Origin of the sequence: Streptomyces sp. cmx-4-9, assembly GCF_046548835.1 — a bacterium.
Classification (GTDB): Bacteria; Actinomycetota; Actinomycetes; order Streptomycetales; family Streptomycetaceae; genus Streptomyces.
In genome coordinates, this window is sequence record NZ_JAEBEE010000002.1 from 636,674 (window position 1) to 658,692 (window position 22,019).

Consider the following 22,019-nt stretch of genomic DNA (forward strand, 5'->3'; position numbering starts at 1 on the left):
CCGGAAGACCATAGCCCGCTTTGCGCCGGCCGGAAACGGGCGACATGTCCGCACGTGGCGGTGCGCGATCGTGCGATCCGCCGAGACCCGGTGCCGGTGCCCGTGCCCGTGCCGGTACCGTCGCCGGGGCCCGTCCTAGGGGGCCGTCGTAGACGGTCGTCGTGTGGCACCCCGGTTGTCCGCCGGGGCGTCGCGGGTCAGGTGGCGGCGTTGTCAGTGGGGGACGCCATGATGACGTTCATGACCGAAAACAGTTCCCTGTCCTCGCCTGCCGATTACGTGAAGGCCGTCACCACCGCCGTGGCGGCTTCAGCCGCGTACTACGGCGACGGGACCACCCCGCTCGGTGACGACGAGTACGACGGGCTGCTGCGCGCCATCGCCGCGTACGAGGAAGCCCACCCGGACGAGGTGCTGGCCGAGTCGCCGACCGGGAAGGTCGCCGGTGGGGCCGTGCAGGGGGACGTGCCGCACTCGGTGCCGATGCTCTCCCTCGACAACGTCTTCGACGCCGACGAACTGGCCGAGTGGGCGGCGGGGCTGGAACGACGTCTCGGGCGCCCTGTGGCCGGGTGGTGCGTGGAACCGAAGCTCGACGGCCTCGCCGTGGCCGCCCGGTACCGGCGCGGCCGGCTCGTGCAGATCCTCACCCGCGGCGACGGCCAGGCCGGCGAGGACATCACCCACGCCGCCGACGCCGTCCTCGGTCTGCCGCCGGTACTCACCGAACCGATCGACGTCGAGGTGCGCGGCGAAGTCCTGCTGACGACCGCCCAGTTCGAAGAGGCCAACCGGACCCGGCTCGCCCACGAGGCCACCCCCTTCGCGCACCCGCGCAGCGGCGCCGCCGGCACGCTCCGGGCCAAGGGCCGTCCCTACCGGATCGAGTTGACCTTCTTCGCCTACGGTGCGATCGGCTGGGACGACCTCGGCCACGTCGCCCTGCTGGAGAAGCTGGCCGCGCTCGGCGCGAACACGGCCGCCGGCACGGCCGCCGCCCCGATGCGCTACGACACCGTGCAGCAGGTACAGGAGCGCATCGACGCGATCGCCGGGCTGCGCGGAGACCTGCCCTTCGGGATCGACGGAGTCGTCGTCAAGGCCGACTCGGCCGAGGACCAGCGGCAGGCCGGCAACGGCTCGCGTGCCCCGAGATGGGCGGTGGCCCGGAAACTGGCGGCCGAGCACAAGGTGACGCGCCTGCTGGCGGTGGAGTGGAACGTCGGCCGGACCGGGATCATCGCCCCGCGCGCCGTTCTGGAGCCCGTGGTCATCGACGGGGTCACGGTCACCTACGCCACCCTGCACAATCCGTCCGACATCGCCCGTCGCGGACTCATGGTCGGCGACCAGGTGTTCGTGTACCGGGCGGGCGACGTGATCCCCCGGGTCGAGGCGCCGCTCGTCGACCAGCGCACCGGTGCCGAGAGCCCGATCGTCTTCCCGGAGGCATGCCCCCGCTGTGGCGACGCGGTCGACACCTCGGAGCAGCGGTGGCGGTGCGTACGCGGCCGCAGCTGCCAGGCTGTGGCCTCGGTGATCTACGCGGCCGGCCGGGACCAGCTCGACATCGAAGGCCTCAGCGGCACGCGCGCGATCCAGCTGGTGGAGGCCGGTCTGGTCAAGGACATCGCCGACCTGTTCACCCTGACCCGCGAGCAGCTCCTCGGTCTGGAGCGGATGGGTGAGACCAGCGCGGCCAACCTCCTGGCCGCGATCGAAACGGCCCGCGGGGCCGCACTGAGCCGCGTGTTCTGCGCCCTGGGCGTCCGCGGCACAGGACGCACCATGTCCCGCCGGATCGCTGCGCACTTCGGGTCGATGGCCGCGATCCGGGCCGCCGACGCGGACACGCTGGCCGGGGTCGCCGGCATCGGCACCGAGAAGGCCCGCGTCATCGCGGCCGAACTCATCGAACTGGCCCCGCTTCTCGACAAGCTCCAGGCTCAGCGCGTCGGCACGCAGGTCACCCGGCCGCAGAAGCCCGCGACCGATACGGCCGATGCGCCCGGTGCGACGGATGCGTCCGGTGCGACGGATGCGATCGACCGCGCGGGCTCGGCAGGCGCACCGCTGGCGGGGGAGGCCGTCGTGGTGACCGGCTCCATGAGCGGCCCCCTCGCGACATTGTCCCGGAACGAGATGAACGAACTGATCGAGCGGGCCGGTGGCAAGGCCTCGTCGTCGGTGAGCAAGCGCACCACCCTCCTGGTGGCGGGTGAAAAGGCCGGCTCCAAGCGCACCAAGGCCGAGGAACTGGGCGTGCGCATCCTCGCCCCGGAGGAATTCGCCGTCCTGGTCGCCGACTTCCTTCCCGCGGTTGACCCCCCCGTACGCCCCCAAAGGGACGAGCACGGCACAAACCCGGTGATCCGCCTGAAGTCGGGGCGCCCGCGGTCGTGCACGGGCCGGAACGTATTCTGAGGCAGACGGTGCGGGTGCGTCGCATGAAGCCAACTGTCCGTTATGGCCGGTTGGTGTGGTCAGGGCATCAGGTGCCCGCCAGGGAACAGGAGTTGCTGAGTGATCAGTCTCGCCGCAGTGGGGGGAGTGGCCCTCGTCGAACTCGGCATGGCCCTGACCCCGGGACCGAACATGATCCACCTTGCTTCGCGTGCGATCACTCAGGGGCGTAGGGCGGGCCTGGTCAGCCTGAGCGGTACCGCCGTCGGGTTCGTGTGCTACCTGCTGGCCGCCGCTGCCGGACTGTCGGCGTTGTTCGCCGCCGTGCCGCTGGCGTTCACGGTGGTCAAGCTCGCCGGAGCCGCCTACCTGGCCTATCTGGCCTGGGGCATGCTCAAGCCCGGCGGCCGCTCGCCCTTCGCCCCGGCCGGCGACCTGCCCCCGGTCTCCGACGCCCGGCTGTTCTCGATGGGCCTCTTGACCAACCTGCTCAATCCCAAGATCGCCCTCATGTACGCCGCACTGCTGCCCCAGTTCATGGACCCGCAGGCCGGCCCGGACTGGGCGCAGCTCCTCCAGCTCGGGGCCGTGCAGATCACCGTAGGGATCTCCGTCAACGGCCTGATCATGCTGAGCGCGGCGCAGGTCTCGGGTTTCCTGGCCGCCCGGCCCCGCGCGATGTCCGCCCAGCGGTTCGCCGCAGGCGGCCTGCTCGGCATCTTCGCACTGCGCACCGCCTTGTCCCGTACGCCCGCCGCGGCCTGAGCCCTCCTCACCCGGGTGGTGCTCCCCGGCCGCCGGTTCCGGCGAGGAGACCCGGGGTGGAGTCGGCCCGGGTGCGTGCGAGGGTGCGCATGCGGGCGTACGCGTACACGCAGCCGGCCAGGGCGAGGTCGGACAGGAGCATGAAGCCGATGGAGTACGAGTCCTTCGCGCTGTAGACCGCGCCCATGAGCAGCGGGGGGACGAACCCTCCGAGGCCGCCCACGGCGCCGACGATCCCGGTGACGCTGCCGACCTGGGCCTGGGGGGTGACCTGGGAGACGAGCGCGAAGACGCTTCCGCCGGCCGCACCGAGACCGGCCGCCATGATCAGCATGGCGGCGGTGCCCAGCGGGTACAGCGGCGGATCGAAGGCCTGGACCACGGCGAACAGAGCGACGCAGGCCAGCGCCCCGGCGGTGACCAGGGCCGGGTGGAACCGGTCCGACATTCTGCCTCCGATGGGCCGTAAGACGACCGTGACCAGGGCGAAGCCCGCCGCCTTGGTGCCTGCGTCGGTGGGGGAGAGCTCGTACCAGGTCTTGAGGTACGTCGGGAGGTAGACGCCGAACGCGACGACGCCGCCGAAGCCGATCGCGTACAGGGCGGACAGTTCCCAGGTGACCCGCAGGCGACCCGCGCCGCGGAGGCGGGTGGAGAGCGGAACGGTGGCGGTGGGCCGGCCGGGACGGTCGGTGATGAGAAGGGCTGCGGCGACGGCGAAGAGGGCCAGTGCACCGGCCACGACCAGGAAGGGGAGGTTCTGGCCGTGGGCGGCGATCCGGGGGGTGAAGTACCCGGAGAGGGCGACCCCGCCCGTGCCCATGCCGAAGACACCCAGGGCGAAGCCGCGCCGGTGGGGCGGGAACCAGGAGTTCACGAGGGGGACGCCGATGGCGAAGGTGGTCCCGCCCAGCCCGAGGAGGAAGGCCGCCAGGAGGGTCCAGCCGTAGCTGTCGCGGGTGGGGATGAGCAGCAGGACGGGGACGATCGTCAGGGCCGAGACCAGGGGGAAGACCACCCGGGCGCCGAAACGGTCGGTCAGCGCGCCCGCCGGGACCCGGCCGAGCGAGCCGACCAGGACGGGGACGGCGACCAGGACCGCCAGCTGGATGTCACTGAGGCCCAGGCCGTCCTTGTATCCGGGGGCGAGCGGCGCGATGAGGTCCCAGGCCCAGAAGGTGAGGGTGAAGCCGATCGTCGCGACGGCGAGGTTCCGGTAGGCGCCGGGCGGAGCTTTCTGTTCCGTCTCCATGTCCATCCGGTCAGTCAAATCGATGGCGTCGGGCTCGTCCCCCGGGGTGGGCCAATGGGGGCTGTGCCGGATGCGCCCGGGGCGGTCCGCCCGTCACCCCGGGTCGGTCCGCGTCAGCCCGCTTCGGCCCGCGTCGGCTCGTCGGCTGGCGGCCGGGCTGTGCTCGACCGTCGATCCGGGGCCTGCCGGGGACCGCCCCTGCCCCTCGCCGGCATGCCGCGGGCCACGACCCCCCACCGGGTCCGCCGCCGGCGCACCGAAGGCGACCCGGGCACCACCCCGGCCCACGCGGGGCCGGTCAGGAGTCGCGGCGGCGGGCCAGGACGGGGTGGCTGAGCGCCTGCTGGCCGCCGGAGGCCAGCATCCGGACCTCCCCCTGGTCGCTGATCTCCGCGCGGATGATCCCGCTCTCGTCGGCGTAGACGGGATGGCCGCCCGGCCCCTTCTGCTCCGTGCGCGTGACGACGACGGTGTCCGCCGCCTCCGCGGCGCCGTCGCCCTCGAACACCAACTCGTAGAGATCCACCCGGTCCTCGCCCACCACGTACCTCCAGATCCCCGCCGTTGCGCCGACCGCGCCGACGGGCCGCGTACCAACGTGCCGCATGCACCGCCGGGACGGCACGCGCCACGCGGCATCGGGACCCGACCGGGGGACGACGGCACCCGCCTGCGCCCGTGCGGGCCAGTGAATTGCGTCGACGGCGTCCGCCCCGGTGGCTAGCCTCGGGCCCATGAGTACCTTGCAGACGTTCCACGACGTACCCGTCCTGATGTACGGCGCCGAGGGAGCGGCCATCGGGAGCGAAGCGGACGCCCTGGACCTCATCGGGAACGCCGGCTACGCGGGCGCCCGATGGGTCGCCGTCCCGGCGGACCGCTTCGACGAAGCCTTCTTCGCGCTGCGGACCAAGGTCGCCGGCGACATCATCCAGAAGTTCGCCAACTACCGCCTGGGCCTTGCCGTGCTGGGAGACATCTCCCGCCACACCGCGGACAGTCCGGCACTGCGCGACTTCGTCCGCGAGTGCAACCGCGGCCGCCAGACGTGGTTCCTCGCCGACGCCGACGAGCTGCGCAAGCGCCTTGAGCCGGCGCCCGGCCGGGGACCCGCGGCCGGCTGAGACCCCGCGGCCGGCCGGGACCCCGGCGGCCCGTCGACATCGCGGCGTGACCGCGGGCCGTCAGCCGACCCGCCCGTCAGCCCACCCGTCGGCCCGCCTGCTCGTCGGCCCGTCAGCCGGCCCGCCGGCCCGCCAGCCGGTCCGCCCGTCAGCCGGCCCACCCGTCGGCCCGCCCGCCTGCCAGCCGGTCCGCTAGCCGGTCCGCTAGCCGGTCCGCTTGCCCGTCGGCCCGTCGGCCCGTCGGCCCGTCGGCCCGTCGGCCCGTCGGCCCGTCGGCCCGTCGGCCCGTCCGCCCGCCCGCCCGTCGGCCCGTCAGCCGGCCCGGCGTGCCGCGGGCGAACCTTGTGCTCCGGGAGCCCAGGCAGCCGCCCGCGGTGCTCCGGCGGGCGGCGCCTCCCGCTTGGCCGTCGCCCGCACTGCTCCGTCGGCGGCGCCTCCCGCTCGGCCGGTGTCAGTGGATCCGTCTGTCCTTCCGTCTGTCCTCCGGGCCACGATGAGCACGCCCGCCCCCGCCCCACGAGCACGCGATCCGGCCAGGAGGACGGTCCCCGCCCCACCCCGCCCAGGCGCGGGGTAGGGCGGGGCGGGAACCGGCGGCTAACGGGCCAGGACGGCCGCGGCAACCGACGCCGGCACCGGGGCGAGGGCGACAGGCCGGGCGGTGAAGGTGCCCCGCCCCCGGGTCCGCCCGCGCAGCCGGGTCGCGTACCCGAACAGCTCGGCCAGCGGCACGGCCGCCGTGACCACGGCCGTCCCCGAACCGGACGTGGAGCCCGAGACCCGGCCGCGGCGTGCCGCGAGATCGCCGAGCACCGCGCCCACCCCGTCATCGGGGACGGTGACCGTGACCTCGACCACCGGCTCCAAGAGCTCCAGGGTGCTCGCGCGCAGCGCCTCGCGCAGCGCGAAGCGGCCCGCAGCGCGGAACGCCTGCTCCGAGGAGTCCTTGGAGTGGGTGGCCCCGTCGGTCAGGGTGACCCGCAGGCCCGTCACCGGATGGCCGCCGAGCGGGCCCTCGGCAAGGGCCTCCCGGCAGCCGGCCTCCACGGCCCGCGCGTACTCCGCCGGCACCCGGCCGCCGACCACCGTCGACCGGAACACGAAACCCGCCGCCTCCTCCAGCGGTTCCACATCGATGACCACGTGCGCGAACTGGCCGGCACCGCCGTCCTGTTTGACGTGCCGGTGGACGAGGCCGGTCACCCCGCGCACCACGGTCTCCCGGTAGGACACCTGCGGGCGCCCGACCACCACGTCCACGCCGTGGCCGCGGCGGACCTTCTCCACCGCGACCTCCAGATGGAGTTCGCCCATCCCCGACAGGACGGTCTGGCCGGTCTCCCGGTCGGCCCGCACCACCAGGGAGGGGTCCTCCTCAACGAGGCGGGCCAAGGCCTCCGAGAGCCGGCCGGTGTCGCCGGAGCGGACCGCCTCGACGGCCACCGACACCACCGGATCGGCCACCGGCGGCGGTTCGAGGACCAGCGGCGCCCCAGGAGCCGACAGGGTCGTGCCGGCCCGGGCCGCCTTCAGCCCGACCACGGCGACGATGTCACCCGCCACCGCCTCCTCCCGCTCCTCGTGCCGGTCGGCCTGCACCCGCAGGATGCGGCCGACACGCTCCATGCGGCCGGTGGCCGCGTCCCGTATGGACTCGCCCTTGCGCAGCGTGCCCGAGTAGACCCGTACGTAGGTCAGCCGCCCGGTCGGCGTCGCCGTCACCTTGAAGGCGAGCGCGGAGAACGGCTCCGCCGGATCGGGGGCGCGCTCCTGCTCCGCGCCGCCGACCGTGCCCGCGCCGCCGACCGCGCCCGCCGTGCCCCGGACCGGCGCCATGTCGGCCGGCGACGGCAGGTACGCGACGACCGCGTCGAGCAGTGGCTCGATGCCCCGGTTGCGGTACGCGGAGCCGCACAGGACCACCAGGCCGTCCCCGGCGAGCGTCAGCTCCCGCAGGGCGCGGACCAGCGTCGGCCCGCTCAGTGCCGCGGTGGTGCAGAACTCCTCCAGGGCCTCCGCGTGCAGTTCGGCGACCGCTTCCTCAAGGAGACGGCGACGGCGCTCGGCCTCCTCCTGGAGCTCTTGGGGCACCGGGCCGCTCTCGCAGGTGTCGCCGTCCGCCCGCCACAGCAGCGCGCGCATGTCCAGCAGGTCGACGACACCGGTGAAACCGTCCTCGATGCCGATGGGCAGTTGGACCACCAGCGGGACGACGCCGAGCCGTTCCCGGATCGAGGCCACGGCCGCGTCGAGGCCGGCGCCCGCCCGGTCGAGCTTGTTGACGAAGGCGATCCGCGGCACCCCGTGCCGGTCGGCCTGCCGCCACACCGATTCGCTCTGCGGCTCGACCCCGGCGACGGCGTCGAACACCGCGACCGCCCCGTCGAGGACGCGCAGGGAACGCTCGACCTCGTCGGCGAAGTCGACATGGCCCGGCGTGTCGATCAGGCTGATGCGGTGCCCGCCCCAGGAACAGCTCACGGCGGCGGCGGAGATGGTGATGCCGCGGTCGCGTTCCTGGGCGTCGAAGTCGGTGACGGTCGTGCCGTCGTGGACCTCACCGCGCCGATGGATCGCGCCGGTCGCGAACAGGATGCGTTCGGTGACGGTGGTCTTGCCCGCATCGACGTGGGCGAGGATGCCCAGGTTGCGGACGGTGCTGAGGGAAGGAGCGGCGAGAGGTCGCCGGTTGCTGCGCATGGCCCGAGGCCTTTCGAGTGGTGAGGAGGGCAGGCAGCGCGATTCCCCGCGACGGCACCCGGCCCCCGGCACCCGGCCGTGGCCGCTCCGGCCGTGGCGGCGCGAGCCGGCCGGGGGCGGGAGCGGAGGGCGGGACGGGAGCTAGTGCTGTGGGAACGTCACGGGCGTACGGTGGCGGCCGCGCAGCCGGCACCGGGCCACACGGGACACCGGGATCACGTCGTAGCGGGACGGGGGAACGAAGGCGGCGGTGCGGCGGTTGCACATGGCCCGGTTCCCCTTCTCTTCACTCACTCGGTACGGAGCACGCGGCGCCCGTGTCGGCGGCGCGTCCGGCGAGTGTAGGCACGGCGACCACGGCCGGGCACGGCATTTTTCCGCCCTCGGGCCGCGGGCGCGGGCACGGTACCGGCAGCGCACGGCAAGGGGCCGGCACCGTGCCGACGGGCCACGGGCTACGGGCTACGCGCTACGGGCCGACGGACCACGGCACACGGCAGATGTGCGGCGTCGGTTCGGCGGGGCACAGGGTTTCGAGGACCGCCTTGCGCAAGGCCCGTCGGGTCCGCAGGGAGCAGCGCACGCGCACGCACAGCTCGACGGAGGTGCGGGTCCCGCTGTCCTGGCCGGGGTGCTCATGGGCCCACTGCTCCGCCAGGATGTCGACCTCGTCCTCGTCCTCGTACCCGTGCTCGTGCTGGTGCTCGTCGGCGGCAGGCCGGCCGCTCCCGGCGCCGCCGTCCGCGAGGCTCAGCTGCACGAGGCGCGCGCTGTGTGCGGCCACGGCCTGTCGGATGATCCCCGTGACCCAGGCCAGGCCCGCCTCGTCGGCGTACACATCGAACCTCAACGTACGTGTCCTCATGGGACGATGATCCCCTGCACGGCAACCGGGGGAGGGCCGGGGGCGTCCTGGGGTGGGGGTGGTGAACGTGTCGGTGGCGGCGGTGGCACAGGCCTGGTCGGTCTCCGCGGTGCTGCCCTGCGGGGCCGCCGCGGCCCTGTTCGGCTGGGCCCGCTGGTACTTCGCGGGCGCCGCGCCGCCCGCGACCCCGGTCGCGGTGGCGGGGGGCGCCGTCATGATCGCTGCCACCTGCGCGGGGTACGGGCTGCGTGTGGGCGGCAGCGGGGGGTTCTTCGGCGCACTGCTGCTGTCCGTCGGGCTGCTGGCGACCGTGGCGGCAGCGGAGCAGGCGACCGCCCGCCCCGCGAGCGCCACCTGCGTCGTCACGGAGGTCCGCACCTCGGTGTCCGCTTCCTACGGTGAGGGTGCCCCCGAGGCGAAGACCGTGCACCGGTTCGCGCTGCGCTGCCCTGGTGGCTACCCCGACGAGCTCAAGGACGACCGGCCGGTCGCCGCCGAAGGAGCCGAGGTCCGGGTCGCCTACGATCCGGGGCGTCGGGTTTCCCCGGCGCTGGAGGGTGACACCTCGCCCTGGAAGGCCGCCCTGTGCGCGGCCCTGCTCCTCGCCGTCAGCACCTGGATCGCACGGGCCGCGACCGGCCCGCCGGCCGACTGACCACGCGGGTGGGGCGACTGCCGCCCCCGCCCCCGTCGTCCCCACACCGTGATCCGGGTGACGTCCCGGCCTGCACGGTCATCGCCGTTGGCGGGTAGGGTCGTTGGGCTGGAGCCGACGTACGGGCGGACTGGCCTGACGGACCGGCGGACGGCGGTCGGGCACCGGCCTCGGCACGGGCCTCGGCATCGGAAGCAACAGCAACAGCGACAGCGACAGCGACAGCGACAGCGACATTGACATCGGCATCGGCGGAGGGCGGCAACAGCGCATGGGCTACGGCATGCTGGTGGATCCGAGGGCCGAGGGCGAGGGCGCACCGCGGCTCGAACTGCCCGCGCAGACTCCCTTGGACGATGCGGCCGCTGCCCTGGGGCGGCTGCTCGCCGAGGACGAGCATCTGGACCGGGTCGTGCTGGTCGTCGGGGGGCAGGAGGCCGGGGCCACCTCCCGCTCGTACGCGCGGGTCGTCCTCGGCCTCACCTCCCGCGGCGCAGGCGACGAGACCCGTGCGGCGGCGCCGGGGGAGTCCACCCGCTTCAGCGTGATCGCCTTCCGCTGCGCCGCCTGCGGGAGCCGCGCCTACACCGCCTTCTACGACGACCGCTACCTGCCGGTGTGCCGGGTGAGCGACCACGGGCCGATGGAACTCCCCGCCGAGCCGCCCGCGGACCGGGGGTGACCCCGGCGTGAGCCTCGCCCCCGCGGTCCCCAAGCCCCTCGACGGCTCCGCGCGCTTCTTCTCGGTGGCCTACCTGCCGACCTACGCGGCCGCGCTGTTCGTCCTGCTGCTGGTCTGGGCGGGCGCCCCCGGAGCGGACCTCTCCCCCCGGCGCGCCTGGCACACCGCCGGCGGGATCGGCGCCGGGCAGGCGGTGTGGATCGCGCTCGGCACCACCCTGGTCGCCCTGGTCTTCCAGCCCTTCCAACTCGCCCTCGTACGACTCCTGGAGGGCGGCCCGTCCGAGGCGTCGGCCGCCGGGCCCGGCCGCGCCCTGCAACGCCGCAGGAAGGCGCGGCTGGCCGCGCGCGCGGAACCCGCCGGCCTGCCGCACGACGCCTCACCGGAACGGGTGCAGCGTGCGGGCGCTGCCGCGGCCCGGCTGCGGCAGCGGTACCCGCTCCCCGATCACCTGCTGCGGCCGACCGCCCTCGGCAACGTCCTGGCTGCGCTGCGCGACACCGCAGGCCGGGAGTACGGCTGGGACGCGGCCGTCGCCTGGCCGCGGCTGTACCCGGTGCTCGGGGACCAGGCGCGCGCGGTGGTCGACGACTGCCGGGACTCGCTCGACGGCGCGGCCCGGATGTGTGTCACCGGCGCGGCGACGGCCCTGGTCAGCGGCGTGCTGCTGCTGCGCTCCGGCTGGTGGCTGCTGCTCGCCGCGGTCCCGGCCGCGGTGGCCGTGCTCGCCTACCACGGCGCCGTCCAGGCCGCCCTCGGGTACGGGGACGCCGTCCGCGCCGCGATCGAACTGCACCGCTTCGACCTGCTGGAGGCCCTCCACCTGCCGCTGCCCGACAGCCTCGGCGAGGAACGGGCCCTGGCCCATGAGCTGTGCCTGCACTGGCGCCAGGGCGTGCCGCCGCCCACCCGGTACGAACACCCCCCCGAACCACCTGCGGACCAAGGGAGTTGAGGGGGACCGGGCCGAGGAACCGTACCCGGCCCGGTCCATGTGCCCGTACGGTGGACACCATGGGTGACGATGCGCGCCGCTCGCAACGGCTGTTCGGCCGATCCGTCCGCGGGTCCCTCGACGAACTGCACCGCCGCGGTCTGCAGGAGACCGGGCTCTACCTCCGTACCGGTGACCTGTCCGCACTGCAGCGGGCCCGCGAGCTCCACCAGCGGGTCGTGGAAGCCGGATCCGACCGCACCCGGGGCCGGGACGTGCACCTGGGGGGCTTCGCCGACGCGGAGGACCTCTGGTACCGGCACACCCGCGATCCGGCCGCCTTGCTGCGGGCCGTCGACCTGCACCGGCGCGCGCTCGCCGCCACCGCGGGCGGCCCCTCCGCCGGGAACCGCCTCCACGGCCTGGGGTCCGCGCTGCACCTCCTGCACCGGCACACCGGGGACGCCGCCCCGCTGGTGGAGGCCGTCGAACTGCTGCGCCTTTCCCTCCAGCCGCCGCCCGCGGTCCCTGCCGAACGGGCCGGCCGGCTCGCCGGACTCGCCGAAGTCCTGGACGAACTCCATGACCTCACCGGGGACCCCGAGCACCTGCGGGAGGCCGTCGCCGTGCTGCGCGCCGCACTGGACCACACCCCGCCCGGCACCCGCGAGGCGACGACCCGCCGCACCAACCTGGCCGCCTACCTGGACAGCTGGTACCGCCTCACCGGGGACCGCCCGGCGCGGGACGAAGCGGTGGACCTGCTGCGCCGGATGCGCGAGGAGGTCCTGCGCGACGGCGGCATCCCGCCGTGGCAGCCGACGGTCAGCCTGGCCGGCTGGCTGGCCGAGCGGTTCCGCCAGGACGGCGGGCTCGCAGAACTCGACGAGGCCGTTGCCCTGCTGCGGCGGGTGCTGGAGGTCGAGGCGGAAGCCGACGACGCGTCCTTCGACGAGACCTACCGGCTGGTCATGACGGTCCGGGTCGCCCAACTGGCCCTGCAGCGCGCCGCGCGCTCCGGACAGCTGCGCTGGGCCGACTGGGCCGTGCAGACCCTGACGCAGGCCGTACGAGCCCTCCCGTACGAGGACCTCAACCACGGGGTGCTGCTCTTCGAACTGGGCAAGGCGCACGCGGGCCGCCACCACCTCACGGGCGACCCGGCCGACCTGGAGGCGGCCGTGGACCGCCTGCGCGGCGCCCTCGACGCGCTCGGCCGCAGCGCCCACAACGCGGACAACCACCGGGCCGCCGCCTCCGAACTCGCCACCCACCTGCTGCACCGCCATGCCCGCACCGGCTCGCCGGCCGACCTGGACGAGGCCGTACGGCTGCTCCGGGAGGCGGTACGGGAAGCCGGGCCGGACGACCCGAACTTCGCGGCCCTGCACGGCGCACTCGGCCAGAGCCTGCTGGAGCGCTTCACCGGCCGGCACGACCTCGCCGACCTCGACCGGTGTGTCGACCACCTCCTGCGCGCCCTGGCGGTCCTGCCGCCCGGCGACCCCAACCGGGCACCGGTCCTGTCCACCCTCAGCAGCGCCCACCTCGCCCGCTACCACCACACGGCCCACCGCCCGCACCTCGACGAGGCGGTCGCGGCGCAGCGCGAGGCCCTTGAAGGCGCAAAGCCCGGGGACCTCGAAGGGCCGGCGCTGCTGGGGAACCTCGCCCTGCTGCTGCGGGTGCGCCTCGACGCGGACGGCGCCACCGGCCCGAGCGACGCGGACGAGGCCGTGGGGCTGCTGCGCCAGGCGCTCGCCCTGTGGCCCGGCCGCTCGGACCAGCACCGCACCACCGCGCACCAGTTGGCCGAGGCGCTGCGCACGCGGGCCGAGATCCTGGGGGACATCGCCGACCTGCAGGAATGCGTGGAACTGCTGCGCACGGTCGTGGACGGCTACCCGGCCGGCCACCCCGGACAGATCTCCTCGCGCAGTGCACTCGCCGAGGCCCTGCACAAGCTGTCGCTGGCCACACAGGACGGCCGACTGCTCGACGAGGCCTGGGAAGTGGCGCGCGGAGCCGTGGCATTGGATGCCGCCCCCGTGCACGCACGGCTGCGCGCCCGGGCCACGCTCGGGCAGGTGTGCGGGACGCGGCAGGACTGGGAGGGCGCCGGGCACTGGCTGACCGAGGCGGTCCGGCTGCTGCCACGGCTCGCCGCCCGCGACCTGGCCCGGACGGACCAGCAGTACGTCCTGGCCCGGGAACACGGCCTGGCCGCGGAGGCCGCCGCCTACGCCATCCAGGCGGGGCGGCCCGAACAGGCCCTGAAAGTCCTCGAACACGGACGCGGGGTACTCCTCGGCCGGCTCCTGCAGTCCCGCGAGACGGACCTGGCCCGGCTGCGGGAACGCGCACCGGAACTCGCCGAGCGCTTCGTCCGGCTGCGCGACGCGCAGGACCCGCAACCGACGGGCACCGCCCTGTCCGCGGGACCAGCGGGACAAGCGGGACAGGCAGTGCAGGAGTCCGAGCGGATCCGCGTCCGCGAGGTCGAATGGGACCTGCTCGTGGCCCAGATCAGGGCCCTGCCCGGCCTGGGTGACTTCCTGCGCCCGCCGGAAGCCTCCGAGATCGTGCGCCGGGCCGGGGAGGGAGGCCCCGTCGTGGTGGTCAACATCAGCGTCCGCTGCGACGCGCTGATCGTGGCCGACGGCCGGATCGAGGTGGTGCCGCTGAGGACCACCGCCGAGGAGGTCCACCACCGCGTCACCGGGTTCCTCACCGCCGTCGACACCCCGTCCCCGGGCACGGCGGGCACCGGGGTGGCCGAGCGGCTCGCACGCCAGGACACCGTGTCCGAACTGCTGGAATGGCTGTGGGACACGGTGGCCGGCCCCGTACTCGACCGCCTCGCGCCCGCCCCCGCCGCACCCGGCGCGGCCCCCCGGCGCATCTGGTGGTGCCCGCAGGGCCCACTGGCTTTCCTGCCCCTGCACGCCGCCGGATACCACGGCCCCCGCGCCGCCCCGGGCCGGCCGCGCTGCGCCCTGGAACGGGTGGTGTCCTCGTACACCCCGACCGTCGCCGCCCTCCACCACGCGCGGGCCCGGCAAGCACCCGCGGACCGCACCGGCGTCCGGCCGCTGATCGTCGCCATGTCCCGTACGCCGGGCCAGGGTGCGCTGCCGAACGCGGAAGCCGAGGCCCGCGCCGTCCGCCGGTATCTGGCGGACTCCGGCGCACCCCTCACCCTCGCCGACGGGGCGGCGACCCGGGACAGCGTGCTGGACGCCCTGCGCCACTCCGGGTCCGCGCACTTCGCCTGCCATGCCGTGGCCGACCCGCAGGACCCCTCGGCCTGCCGCATCCTGACCCATGACCACGCGACCCGGCCGCTGACCGTCACCGACGTCGCCGGCCTGCGGCTGGACGGCGCGCACCTGGCGTTCCTGTCGGCGTGCGCGACCTCCTCCACCCGGCACGACCTGGTGGACGAGTCCATCCACATTACCGGCGCCTTCCAACTGGCTGGATTCCGCCATGTGGTGGGCACGCTGTGGCCCGTCGCCGACGAACTAGGCCCCGAAATGGCCGAGTCCTTCTACGCCGCGCTCGCCCGGCCGGACACCGGCGGGGACGAGGTGGCCCTCGCCCTGCACGCGGCCGTGGCCGCCCTGCACGACCGTTACGCCTGGTTCCCGTCACTGTGGGCCGCCCACGTCCACGTGGGGGTGTGACGCGCCGACCTGGTGCGGTGACCGGCAAACCTTTCCGGTCACCGCACCAGGTCGTCTCTTGCGGACCGTGCCAGGGTGGCCGGGCCCCGACACGATCCGAAAGAGACGGCTTAACTCCCGCGGACCGTCCGCAGGTTCTCCCGGGCGCGGGCGGTCCGCGGGTCCGCGGGGCCGTAGCGGCGTTCGGCCGCGGCGACGATCCGGCGGCACAGGGCCTCCGCCTCCGCCCTGCGGCCCTGGCGGTGCAGCATCGCGGCGAGGCTGCTCAGGCTGTGCAGGGTTGCGGGATGGTCGGGGCCGAACAGCTCCGTACGGCTGTCCACCACGGTCCGCATCAGCGCCTCGGCCTCCGCGACCCGGCCCGCGGCGTGCAGCACCGAGGCCAGGTTGTTCTGCGCCTGGAGGGTGTCCTCGTGGCCCGGCCGGCTGCGGACCCGCTCCTCCACCACGGCGCGGTAGCTGCGCGCCGCCTCCTCCCACCGCCCGAGGTCGGACAGGACGGCCGCATGGTTGGCCCGGGTGTCCAGACTCAGCGGATCGGCGGGGCCGTACAGGCGCGCCGCGTCCTTCGCCACCTGCCCGTACAGGCGCTCCGCCTCCTCCGGCAGGCGCTGTGCGCGGAAGGTGGCCGCCAGGTCGTTGCGGCTGCGCAGAGTGTCACGGTGCTCCGGTCCCAGGACCCGCTCACGGCCCGCCAGCGCCTGCCGGGCCAGCCGCTGCGCCTCCTCGGGCCGGCTCCGCAGCAGGGCGAGCCGGGCCAGGTGGGCCAGAGCCCTCAACGTCTGCGGATCGTCCTCTCCCACGGTGCGTGCGTACTGCGTCCACACCGTCCGCAGCAACGCGTCCGCCTCGGCGGCCTCGCCCAGCTTCTCCAACGCCCGGGCGAGGAAGGAGGTCGCGGCCAGGGTGTCGGGGTGTCCGTGCCCGAGGACGGTCCGGCGGCCGGCGACGACCTGCCGCAGCAGGTCCACCGCCTCATCCGTCTCGGCCTGGGCCCACAGGGCCTCGGCCAGGGCGAAGGCCGCGGTGAGGGTCTCGGGCTGGTTTTCGCCGTGCTGTTCCTGCGCCGCGCTCAGGGTCCAGCGCGCCATCGCCACCGGCGTCATGCGCAGGGTGACGTCGATGACGGGGAGCCCGTCGGGCCCGTCCCGGGTGGTCATGCTGTACGAGGCGCCCTCACCCAGCTCCCCGGTCCGCGGCGCCTGCCCCCCGGCCTGGCGTGACGGTTCCCCGGCCTGCGGTGACGGTTCCCCGGCCCCCGCGGCGGGCACACCGGACCGCCGCCCGCGCCCCAGTCGCCGCCCCAGCCCGCGCCATCCATCGCTCATCGTCCGGCCCTCCCGCATTCCGGCCCCGGTCGTTCCTCCATGGTTGCGCAACGGCCCGCGCAGGGACAGGGTTACCACGTGTCCTGCACCGTCCTCGGCGGACCACTCCGCGGAGGGCGGCATCCGCAGCAGAACCCGTTCGTGGGGCCCGCAGATCCGGGTCTATCGTGAGGGGGCCACATGATCAACATGTGGCGCCGCCACGCATTCGATTCAGGGGGAATGGAATGGCGCTCAAGCCTGCCGTTGTCGATCTGCTGGAACTGAGCCCGGACTTCGTCCGCAACCCGTACCCGGTATACGCCAAGCTTCGCGAACTGGGCCCCGTCCACCACGTACGCACCCCGGATGGTGAGGAGTTGTGGCTCGTCGTCGGGCACGAAGCCTGCCGCACGGCCTTCACCGATCCCCGCCTGAGCCGTGACTGGCGCAGGTCCGGGGACATGAGCCAGATCATCAATGCCGATCAGGACCACCCGGCCCTCGCCCACATGCTGATGTCCGACCCGCCGGACCACACGCGGCTGCGCCGCCTGGTGGCCCGGGAGTTCACCCCGCGCCGCATCGACGCACTGGCGCCGCGCATCCAGGAGGTCACCGACGGACTGCTGGACGCCATGGCGGCCGACGGGGAGCGCCGTACCGACCTGATCGACGCCTTCGCCTTCCCCCTGCCGATGACCGTCATCTGTGAACTGCTCGGCGTACCCGAACTGGACCGCGACGCCTTCCGCGGCTGGTCCAACGAAATGGTCGCCCGCACCAGCCCCGAGGCGGAGGCCCGCGCGTACGAGGAGATGCCCCGCTACCTGACCGGGCTGATCGAGGCCAAGCGGGCCCGACCCGGCGACGATCTGCTCAGCGGGATGATCCACACCGTCGACGAGGGCGGCGACCGGCTCTCCGCCGCCGAACTGATCGGCATGTGCGTCCTGTTGCTCATCGCCGGCCACGAGACCACGGTCAACATGATCGGCAACGGGATGCGCGCCCTCTTCGCCCATCCCGACCAGCTCGCCGACCTGCGCGCGGACCTCGGACTGCTGGACGGTGCCATCGAGGAAATGCTGCGCTACGACGGCCCGGTGGAGACCTGCACCCAGCGACTGGCCCTGAAGGACGTGGAGATGGGCGGGACGGTGATCCCGTCGGGCTCCGTCGTACTGATCACCATGGCCGACGCGGACCGCGACCCGGCACGCTTCCAGGACCCGGACCGCTTCGACATCCGGCGCGACGCCCGGGGCCACATCGCCTTCGGCCACGGCCTGCACCACTGCCTCGGTGCGCCGCTGGCCCGGCTGGAGGGGCGGATCGCACTGCGCTCCCTGCTGGAGCGGTTCCCCGGCCTGGCCGCCGAGGCCGAGGACGCGGGCCTGTCCTGGGTGCCCGGCATGCTGATCCGGGGCGTACGGGAGCTGCCCGTCCGCTGGTGAACGCCGCGCGGCCGCCGTCGGGGCGGGAGCGGCGGCCGCCCGCGCCGGGGTCGGTCACGGGCGGGTCACGGGGCGGGAGGAGCGGGAGCGGGGCGGGAGCCGGCCGCCCCGGTGTCGGTGGCCGCCGGCTCCCCGAGGTCCAGGACCGCCTCCGCGCCGCCGCTCTCCGGGTTGCCGAAGCGGAGCCCCGCGCCGATCAGGCGGGCCTGTCCGGCGGCGATGGTCAGGCCGAGGCCGAGCCCCGTACCGGCCGCACCGGTACGGAAGCGCTGGGGTCCACAGGACAGCAGGTGGGAGGGGAAGCCGGGCCCCTGGTCGCGGACCCGCACCAGCGGGCCCGCCACCTCGATCACCACGGGAGCGGAGCCGTGGCGCAGCGCGTTGCTCACGAGATTGCTCAACACCCGCTCCACGCGCCGCGGATCGGTACGCACCCGGGCGTCCTCCACCACGTCCACGCGCACACCGGGAACCGGTGCGCCGGGAGCGGTACGCCCCTCGGCGGCCGCCCGCGCCGCCCGCCGGGCGAGCCCCGCCACCTCCACCCAGCGCAGGTCGGCCTCCTCGGCGCCGTTGTCCAGCCGGGCGACCTCCAGGATGTCCTCCACGAGGTCCCGGAGCCGCTCCGCCCGTTCCCTGACCATGTTCTCGGCCTTGCCGTCGGACAGCAGGCCCGCCGCAGCCAGCATGCCCGCGACGGGGGTGCGCAGCTCGTGGGCGATGTTCGCGGTCACCTCGCGCTCGGCCTGCAGGCGGCTGCCCAGCGCGTCGGCCATGGCGTTCACCGTGCGGGCCAGGGCGGTGATCTCGTCCCGGCCGTGTTCGGGCAGACGGGCCGTGAGCTCTCCCTCGGCGATCCGCTCGGCGGTCCGCGCGGAGACCCTGAGCCTGCGTCCGAAGCGGGCAGCGACGGCGACGCCGACCAGCCCGGCGACCCCCACCCCGACGGCCCCGGACTTCCACATCACCTGCTCCACCTCGCCGACGGCGGGGCTGCGCCGAGTGGTCATCACCAGGTAGTGGCCGCCCGTGGCCGTGCCCGCCCAGATCCGCTTGCCCTTGGGAGTGTCCTGTACGTAAGTGCTCCGGTGCCCCCGGGCCAGCCCTTCCAGCAGCGGCGCCGGCATGCCGGGCGGATCGAGCTGCGCGCCGTAGGCGGCCCGGCCGGACTGCTCGTACACCCGCTCGGCGAACCGCAGCCGGTCGAGGGCGGCTTCCCGCTCCCGTTCGGTGAGCATGGAGGGCACCTGTATTCCGGTCACCAGCACCGCGAGCGCGGCCGTGGCTCCGATCGTCGCCCCGATCTTGATCCGCAGACCCATTCGACGTCCCCCCGAACTGTCGTGTTCCCGTGCCCGCCCCGTACGCCGTCCCCCGTGGCGTGCAGGCCCCCACGTCCCGTCCCCGTACCGCCGGACCGCGGGCGGCGCCACCGGGCAACGGCCTGGTGATCATACCGGGAGGGACCGTGGCAGATCCGGGCCCGCCGCCCCGGGTGCCACCGCGTACCGGGTCAGGCCGCTGCGCCGACCGGACGGCGCAGCAGGTACAGGCCCGCGGTCGACACCAGCACGGCCATGCACGCGATGAACACCAGCCCCGCGCCCTCCAGGCCCATCGGCTCCGCCAGCACCCCCACGCCGATCACCGGCACCGAGATGCCCGTGTACGCCACCACGAACAGCGTCGAGATCACCGCGGCGCGCCGGTCCGGAGGGGAGGCGCCGGCCACCGCGGACAGTGCCCCGCGGAAGGCCAGCCCCTGCCCGCACCCGCCGACGAGGGCGCTGAGCACCACCAGCGCCAGCTGCTCCCACCACAGCGCGCCGGCGAGCAGGGCCAGCCCGGCCAGCAGGGCGGCGCAGCCGAGTGGCAGCGACCGCCCCACCCCGACCCGGCCGACCGCGAGCTGTCCGGCGGTGGAGGCGAAGAAGGCCAGGGCGACGACCAGCCCTGTCGCGGCCCGGTTGTGCACGCCCAGCGACTCCCCGAGGAAGGCCGGGCTGACCGACGTGAACACCCCGAACAGCGCGAACCCCACGAAAGCGGCCAGCGCCGCAGGCCCGAACACCGCCCGCACCTGCGGGGGCAGACCGGGCCGCTGCGGCCGTACGGTACTCAGCGGGCGCCGCTCCCGGACCGTCTCCGGAAGCCGGGTCAGGACGACGACCGAGACCGCCACCAGGACGAGGTGCACGGCGAACGGCAGGTACAGCGGCCGCGGGGCGTACTGCGAGAGGATCCCGGCGAGCAGCGGACCGCAGCCCAGCCCGCCCATGTTGGCGGCGGTCGCCACGAAGGTGGCCCGGGCGGAGCCGCCGCGCGGCGCCAGCTCCATCACGTACGCCGTGGCGGCCCCGGTGAACAGCCCGGCGGAGAGCCCCGACAGCAGCCGGCCCGCGTACAGCCAGCCGAGGCCGGTGGCGCACAGGAAGCAGACGGCGCTCGCTGCGGCGAACCCCAGCCCGGCGAGCAGGACGGGGCGCCGGCCCACGGTGTCGGAGGCGTTGCCCGCGAGCAGCAGTACACCGATGACCCCGAAGGCGTAGACGGCGTAGACGACCGTCACCAGCAGCTCGGAGAACCCGAACTTGTCCTGGTAGAGGCCGTAGAGCGGGGTGGGCAGCGTGGTGCCGGCCATGCAGACGGCGAAGACCGCCCCGGCGAGCAGACACAGCAGCCACCCTCGGCGATCACCGTCCATGGCGCCGACGGTAACCCGGGGCGCCCGGCTCGGCGGCGCGGCAGGCCGGTGGGGATCCGGTTCCCCCGCCGCCGCGCCGCCGGAACATGCCCTGACCTGTCACGACGAGGGCGCAAGCGCCCCGGGGGCGGCGTCGAGGGTCCGTCAGGCCGCGGGCGCTGCGCAACCGTCCCCGGCCCGCCGCGCGCCGGGGTCTCGGGCCGTTGACAGTCGACCCGGCACGTGCGAAAAAGACAGTAGGCCGTGTTCGGTCACCGTGTGCTCCCTCCTCGGCGCGAGGTCCGACCCCGAACCCCGCCCGCCGCACGGGCCCGTGACCGGCGGGTCGAGGCCGTGTGAAATCCACTGTCCCCACACGCGAATCTGTCCAACAGTGGGCACTCCACCGCATACGTGAACGGACGGCACCCCTTTGAGCATGATTCCCGCCTCCCGTGTCGCCGGACGGACCTGGACCGTCCGGCTCACCGGCCACGGAGACCACACGGTCTCCGTCGCCTGCAGCACCGACGCCTGCCGCATGCCGCCCCGCTCCAAGGACACCGCGGCGATGCGGCGCTTCGCCGCCGAGCACGTCCGGGCGCACGCCCGGCTCGCGACGGTCCGGCCCAACGCCGGCTGCGCCTGCCGCGCCGCCGAGTGCGCCTACCACGAGGACACCCGGACCGGCTGCACCGGCGTCCCCCTGCTCGTGCTCATCCACAACCCCGCCGTCGGGCAGGTGTGGACCCTCGCTGAGATCTGCCAGGCCTGCGCCCCGCTGATCTCCCACACGGCCATCCTCGGCAGCGCCAGGCGTGCAGCAGGCGGTGGAGCAGCCGCCGGCGCGACCGCGGGCGCCGCCCCTGCGGCCGGACAGGCCCCGGCCGCCGCCCCTGCCGCCCCGGCGCGCGTGGCCGTCCCCGGCGGCTTCTCCTCCCCGGATGCGGCCCCCGAGGCGCAGCCCCGCCGCCACCCGCACCGCGGCGGCCCCCACCGGCCCCGCCGCACCCGCTGACCCGCCGGGGCCACGGCGTGGAGACGATGCGGACGACCGTCCCGGACGGCGGATCCGGCGCGGGGAAGCCCGGGACCGCCCCCTCCTGCCCGGCGGGACCGCACGGCCGCCGGCCGGCACGCGGAGCGCCGCCGGCATGCGCCCGGAGCCGCACGGGGTGCCTGCGGTGAAGGACGTACCCGACGTACGGTGCACGTACTGCGGCGCCGTCGGTCTCGAACCCGGCTTCGTCGAGGACGCCGGCGAGGGCGCCCGCGGATTCGCCCGCTGGATCGCCGGGCCGCTGGAGCTCGGGTGGCTCGGCGGCGCGAAGCGGATGGGGCGGCCCCGGCGCCGCATCGATGCGTACCGCTGCCGGCAGTGCGGCCACCTGGAACTCTTCGCCACCGACCACGTGTGAGCGCTGCGGCGCCCCCGGCTGAACGCCCGCCGCAGGCACCGCGGTCTGCGGAACGACTGCGTCACCCCGGGGCCGACGGGCACACTGC

Annotated in this window: 17 protein-coding genes; 10 read left to right on the forward strand and 7 right to left on the reverse strand. The window is 74.7% G+C overall.

The annotated features are described in order from the left end of the window. Window positions 1-231 precede the first annotated feature (231 nt). Together ligA and ACLJTM_RS08980 are read left to right on the forward strand one after the other, a co-directional pair. On the forward strand, window positions 232-2,424 hold the full coding sequence (gene ligA / locus ACLJTM_RS08975) for an NAD-dependent DNA ligase LigA (protein ID WP_411103280.1): 2,193 nt from the start codon (window positions 232-234) through the stop codon (window positions 2,422-2,424). A gap of 99 nt (window positions 2,425-2,523) precedes the next feature. Beyond that, window positions 2,524-3,168, forward strand: coding sequence for a LysE family translocator (locus ACLJTM_RS08980; protein WP_411102899.1), 645 nt, complete (start codon window positions 2,524-2,526; stop codon window positions 3,166-3,168). Between the two features lie 7 nt (window positions 3,169-3,175). On the opposite strand, the gene ACLJTM_RS08985 is transcribed toward ACLJTM_RS08980, so the two are convergent. Next, the gene (locus tag ACLJTM_RS08985) at window positions 3,176-4,420 is read right to left on the reverse strand and encodes an MFS transporter (RefSeq protein WP_411103281.1); all 1,245 of its coding nucleotides are present in this window, start codon (window positions 4,418-4,420) and stop codon (window positions 3,176-3,178) included. Between the two features lie 298 nt (window positions 4,421-4,718). Continuing rightward, on the reverse strand, window positions 4,719-4,961 hold the full coding sequence (locus ACLJTM_RS08990) for a DUF6296 family protein (RefSeq protein ID WP_411102900.1): 243 nt from the start codon (window positions 4,959-4,961) through the stop codon (window positions 4,719-4,721). 193 nt (window positions 4,962-5,154) lie between these two features. Here ACLJTM_RS08990 and ACLJTM_RS08995 point away from each other — a divergent pair, with 193 nt between their 5' ends. Then, window positions 5,155-5,544 carry a DUF4180 domain-containing protein gene (locus tag ACLJTM_RS08995; protein WP_411102901.1) on the forward strand — a complete coding sequence of 130 codons (390 nt, stop codon included), beginning with the start codon at window positions 5,155-5,157 and terminating at the stop codon, window positions 5,542-5,544. Between the two features lie 597 nt (window positions 5,545-6,141). On the opposite strand, the gene fusA is transcribed toward ACLJTM_RS08995, so the two are convergent. Next, window positions 6,142-8,244 (reverse strand): elongation factor G, encoded by a 2,103-nt coding sequence (gene fusA / locus ACLJTM_RS09000; protein WP_411102902.1) that lies wholly within the window; start codon window positions 8,242-8,244, stop codon window positions 6,142-6,144. 469 nt (window positions 8,245-8,713) lie between these two features. After that, a complete protein-coding gene (locus ACLJTM_RS09005) occupies window positions 8,714-9,109 on the reverse strand; it encodes a hypothetical protein (RefSeq protein WP_411102903.1) in 396 nt (131 codons plus the stop codon). Between the two features lie 61 nt (window positions 9,110-9,170). Between ACLJTM_RS09005 and ACLJTM_RS09010 the strand changes: the two genes are divergently transcribed. From ACLJTM_RS09010 to ACLJTM_RS09025, 4 genes are all read left to right on the forward strand, one after another. Continuing rightward, the gene (locus ACLJTM_RS09010) at window positions 9,171-9,764 is read left to right on the forward strand and encodes a hypothetical protein (protein WP_411102904.1); all 594 of its coding nucleotides are present in this window, start codon (window positions 9,171-9,173) and stop codon (window positions 9,762-9,764) included. Window positions 9,765-10,035: 271 nt separating this feature from the next. Further along, on the forward strand, window positions 10,036-10,446 hold the full coding sequence (locus ACLJTM_RS09015; RefSeq protein WP_411102905.1) for a hypothetical protein: 411 nt from the start codon (window positions 10,036-10,038) through the stop codon (window positions 10,444-10,446). Window positions 10,447-10,453: 7 nt separating this feature from the next. Then, complete coding sequence (locus ACLJTM_RS09020) at window positions 10,454-11,401, forward strand: hypothetical protein (protein ID WP_411102906.1); 948 nt, start codon at window positions 10,454-10,456, stop codon at window positions 11,399-11,401. 59 nt (window positions 11,402-11,460) lie between these two features. Further along, window positions 11,461-15,066 (forward strand): CHAT domain-containing protein, encoded by a 3,606-nt coding sequence (locus ACLJTM_RS09025; protein WP_411102907.1) that lies wholly within the window; start codon window positions 11,461-11,463, stop codon window positions 15,064-15,066. A gap of 110 nt (window positions 15,067-15,176) precedes the next feature. Here ACLJTM_RS09025 and ACLJTM_RS09030 read toward each other — a convergent pair whose 3' ends face one another. Further along, window positions 15,177-16,226, reverse strand: coding sequence for a tetratricopeptide repeat protein (locus tag ACLJTM_RS09030; RefSeq protein ID WP_411102908.1), 1,050 nt, complete (start codon window positions 16,224-16,226; stop codon window positions 15,177-15,179). Between the two features lie 395 nt (window positions 16,227-16,621). On the opposite strand from ACLJTM_RS09030, the gene ACLJTM_RS09035 reads away from it, so the two are divergent. Next, window positions 16,622-17,830, forward strand: coding sequence for a cytochrome P450 family protein (locus ACLJTM_RS09035; protein WP_411102909.1), 1,209 nt, complete (start codon window positions 16,622-16,624; stop codon window positions 17,828-17,830). Between the two features lie 65 nt (window positions 17,831-17,895). On the opposite strand, the gene ACLJTM_RS09040 is transcribed toward ACLJTM_RS09035, so the two are convergent. Beyond that, window positions 17,896-19,152 carry a histidine kinase dimerization/phospho-acceptor domain-containing protein gene (locus tag ACLJTM_RS09040; protein WP_411102910.1) on the reverse strand — a complete coding sequence of 419 codons (1,257 nt, stop codon included), beginning with the start codon at window positions 19,150-19,152 and terminating at the stop codon, window positions 17,896-17,898. A gap of 191 nt (window positions 19,153-19,343) precedes the next feature. After that, window positions 19,344-20,534 carry an MFS transporter gene (locus ACLJTM_RS09045; protein WP_411102911.1) on the reverse strand — a complete coding sequence of 397 codons (1,191 nt, stop codon included), beginning with the start codon at window positions 20,532-20,534 and terminating at the stop codon, window positions 19,344-19,346. Between the two features lie 418 nt (window positions 20,535-20,952). Between ACLJTM_RS09045 and ACLJTM_RS09050 the strand changes: the two genes are divergently transcribed. Both ACLJTM_RS09050 and ACLJTM_RS09055 read left to right on the forward strand, forming a co-directional pair. Continuing rightward, window positions 20,953-21,531, forward strand: coding sequence for a hypothetical protein (locus ACLJTM_RS09050; RefSeq protein ID WP_411103282.1), 579 nt, complete (start codon window positions 20,953-20,955; stop codon window positions 21,529-21,531). Between the two features lie 166 nt (window positions 21,532-21,697). After that, window positions 21,698-21,931, forward strand: a complete 234-nt coding sequence (locus tag ACLJTM_RS09055) for a hypothetical protein (RefSeq protein WP_411102912.1) — start codon at window positions 21,698-21,700, stop codon at window positions 21,929-21,931. Window positions 21,932-22,019: the final 88 nt, after the last annotated feature.

What these genes read in the sequence shown, in the direction of transcription:
- ACLJTM_RS09040 (WP_411102910.1), bottom strand. Translation starts at nt 19,152, where the DNA reads ATGGGTCTGCGGATCAAGATCGGGGCGACGATCGGAGCCACGGCCGCG.
- ACLJTM_RS09035 (WP_411102909.1), top strand. Translation starts at nt 16,622, where the DNA reads ATGGCGCTCAAGCCTGCCGTTGTCGATCTGCTGGAACTGAGCCCGGAC.
- ACLJTM_RS09015 (WP_411102905.1), top strand. Translation starts at nt 10,036, where the DNA reads ATGGGCTACGGCATGCTGGTGGATCCGAGGGCCGAGGGCGAGGGCGCA.
- ACLJTM_RS08985 (WP_411103281.1), bottom strand. Translation starts at nt 4,420, where the DNA reads ATGGAGACGGAACAGAAAGCTCCGCCCGGCGCCTACCGGAACCTCGCC.
- fusA (WP_411102902.1), bottom strand. Translation starts at nt 8,244, where the DNA reads ATGCGCAGCAACCGGCGACCTCTCGCCGCTCCTTCCCTCAGCACCGTC.
- ACLJTM_RS09050 (WP_411103282.1), top strand. Translation starts at nt 20,953, where the DNA reads ATGATTCCCGCCTCCCGTGTCGCCGGACGGACCTGGACCGTCCGGCTC.
- ACLJTM_RS09025 (WP_411102907.1), top strand. Translation starts at nt 11,461, where the DNA reads ATGGGTGACGATGCGCGCCGCTCGCAACGGCTGTTCGGCCGATCCGTC.
- ACLJTM_RS09045 (WP_411102911.1), bottom strand. Translation starts at nt 20,534, where the DNA reads ATGGACGGTGATCGCCGAGGGTGGCTGCTGTGTCTGCTCGCCGGGGCG.
- ligA (WP_411103280.1), top strand. Translation starts at nt 232, where the DNA reads ATGACGTTCATGACCGAAAACAGTTCCCTGTCCTCGCCTGCCGATTAC.
- ACLJTM_RS09030 (WP_411102908.1), bottom strand. Translation starts at nt 16,226, where the DNA reads ATGACCACCCGGGACGGGCCCGACGGGCTCCCCGTCATCGACGTCACC.
- ACLJTM_RS08995 (WP_411102901.1), top strand. Translation starts at nt 5,155, where the DNA reads ATGAGTACCTTGCAGACGTTCCACGACGTACCCGTCCTGATGTACGGC.
- ACLJTM_RS09005 (WP_411102903.1), bottom strand. Translation starts at nt 9,109, where the DNA reads ATGAGGACACGTACGTTGAGGTTCGATGTGTACGCCGACGAGGCGGGC.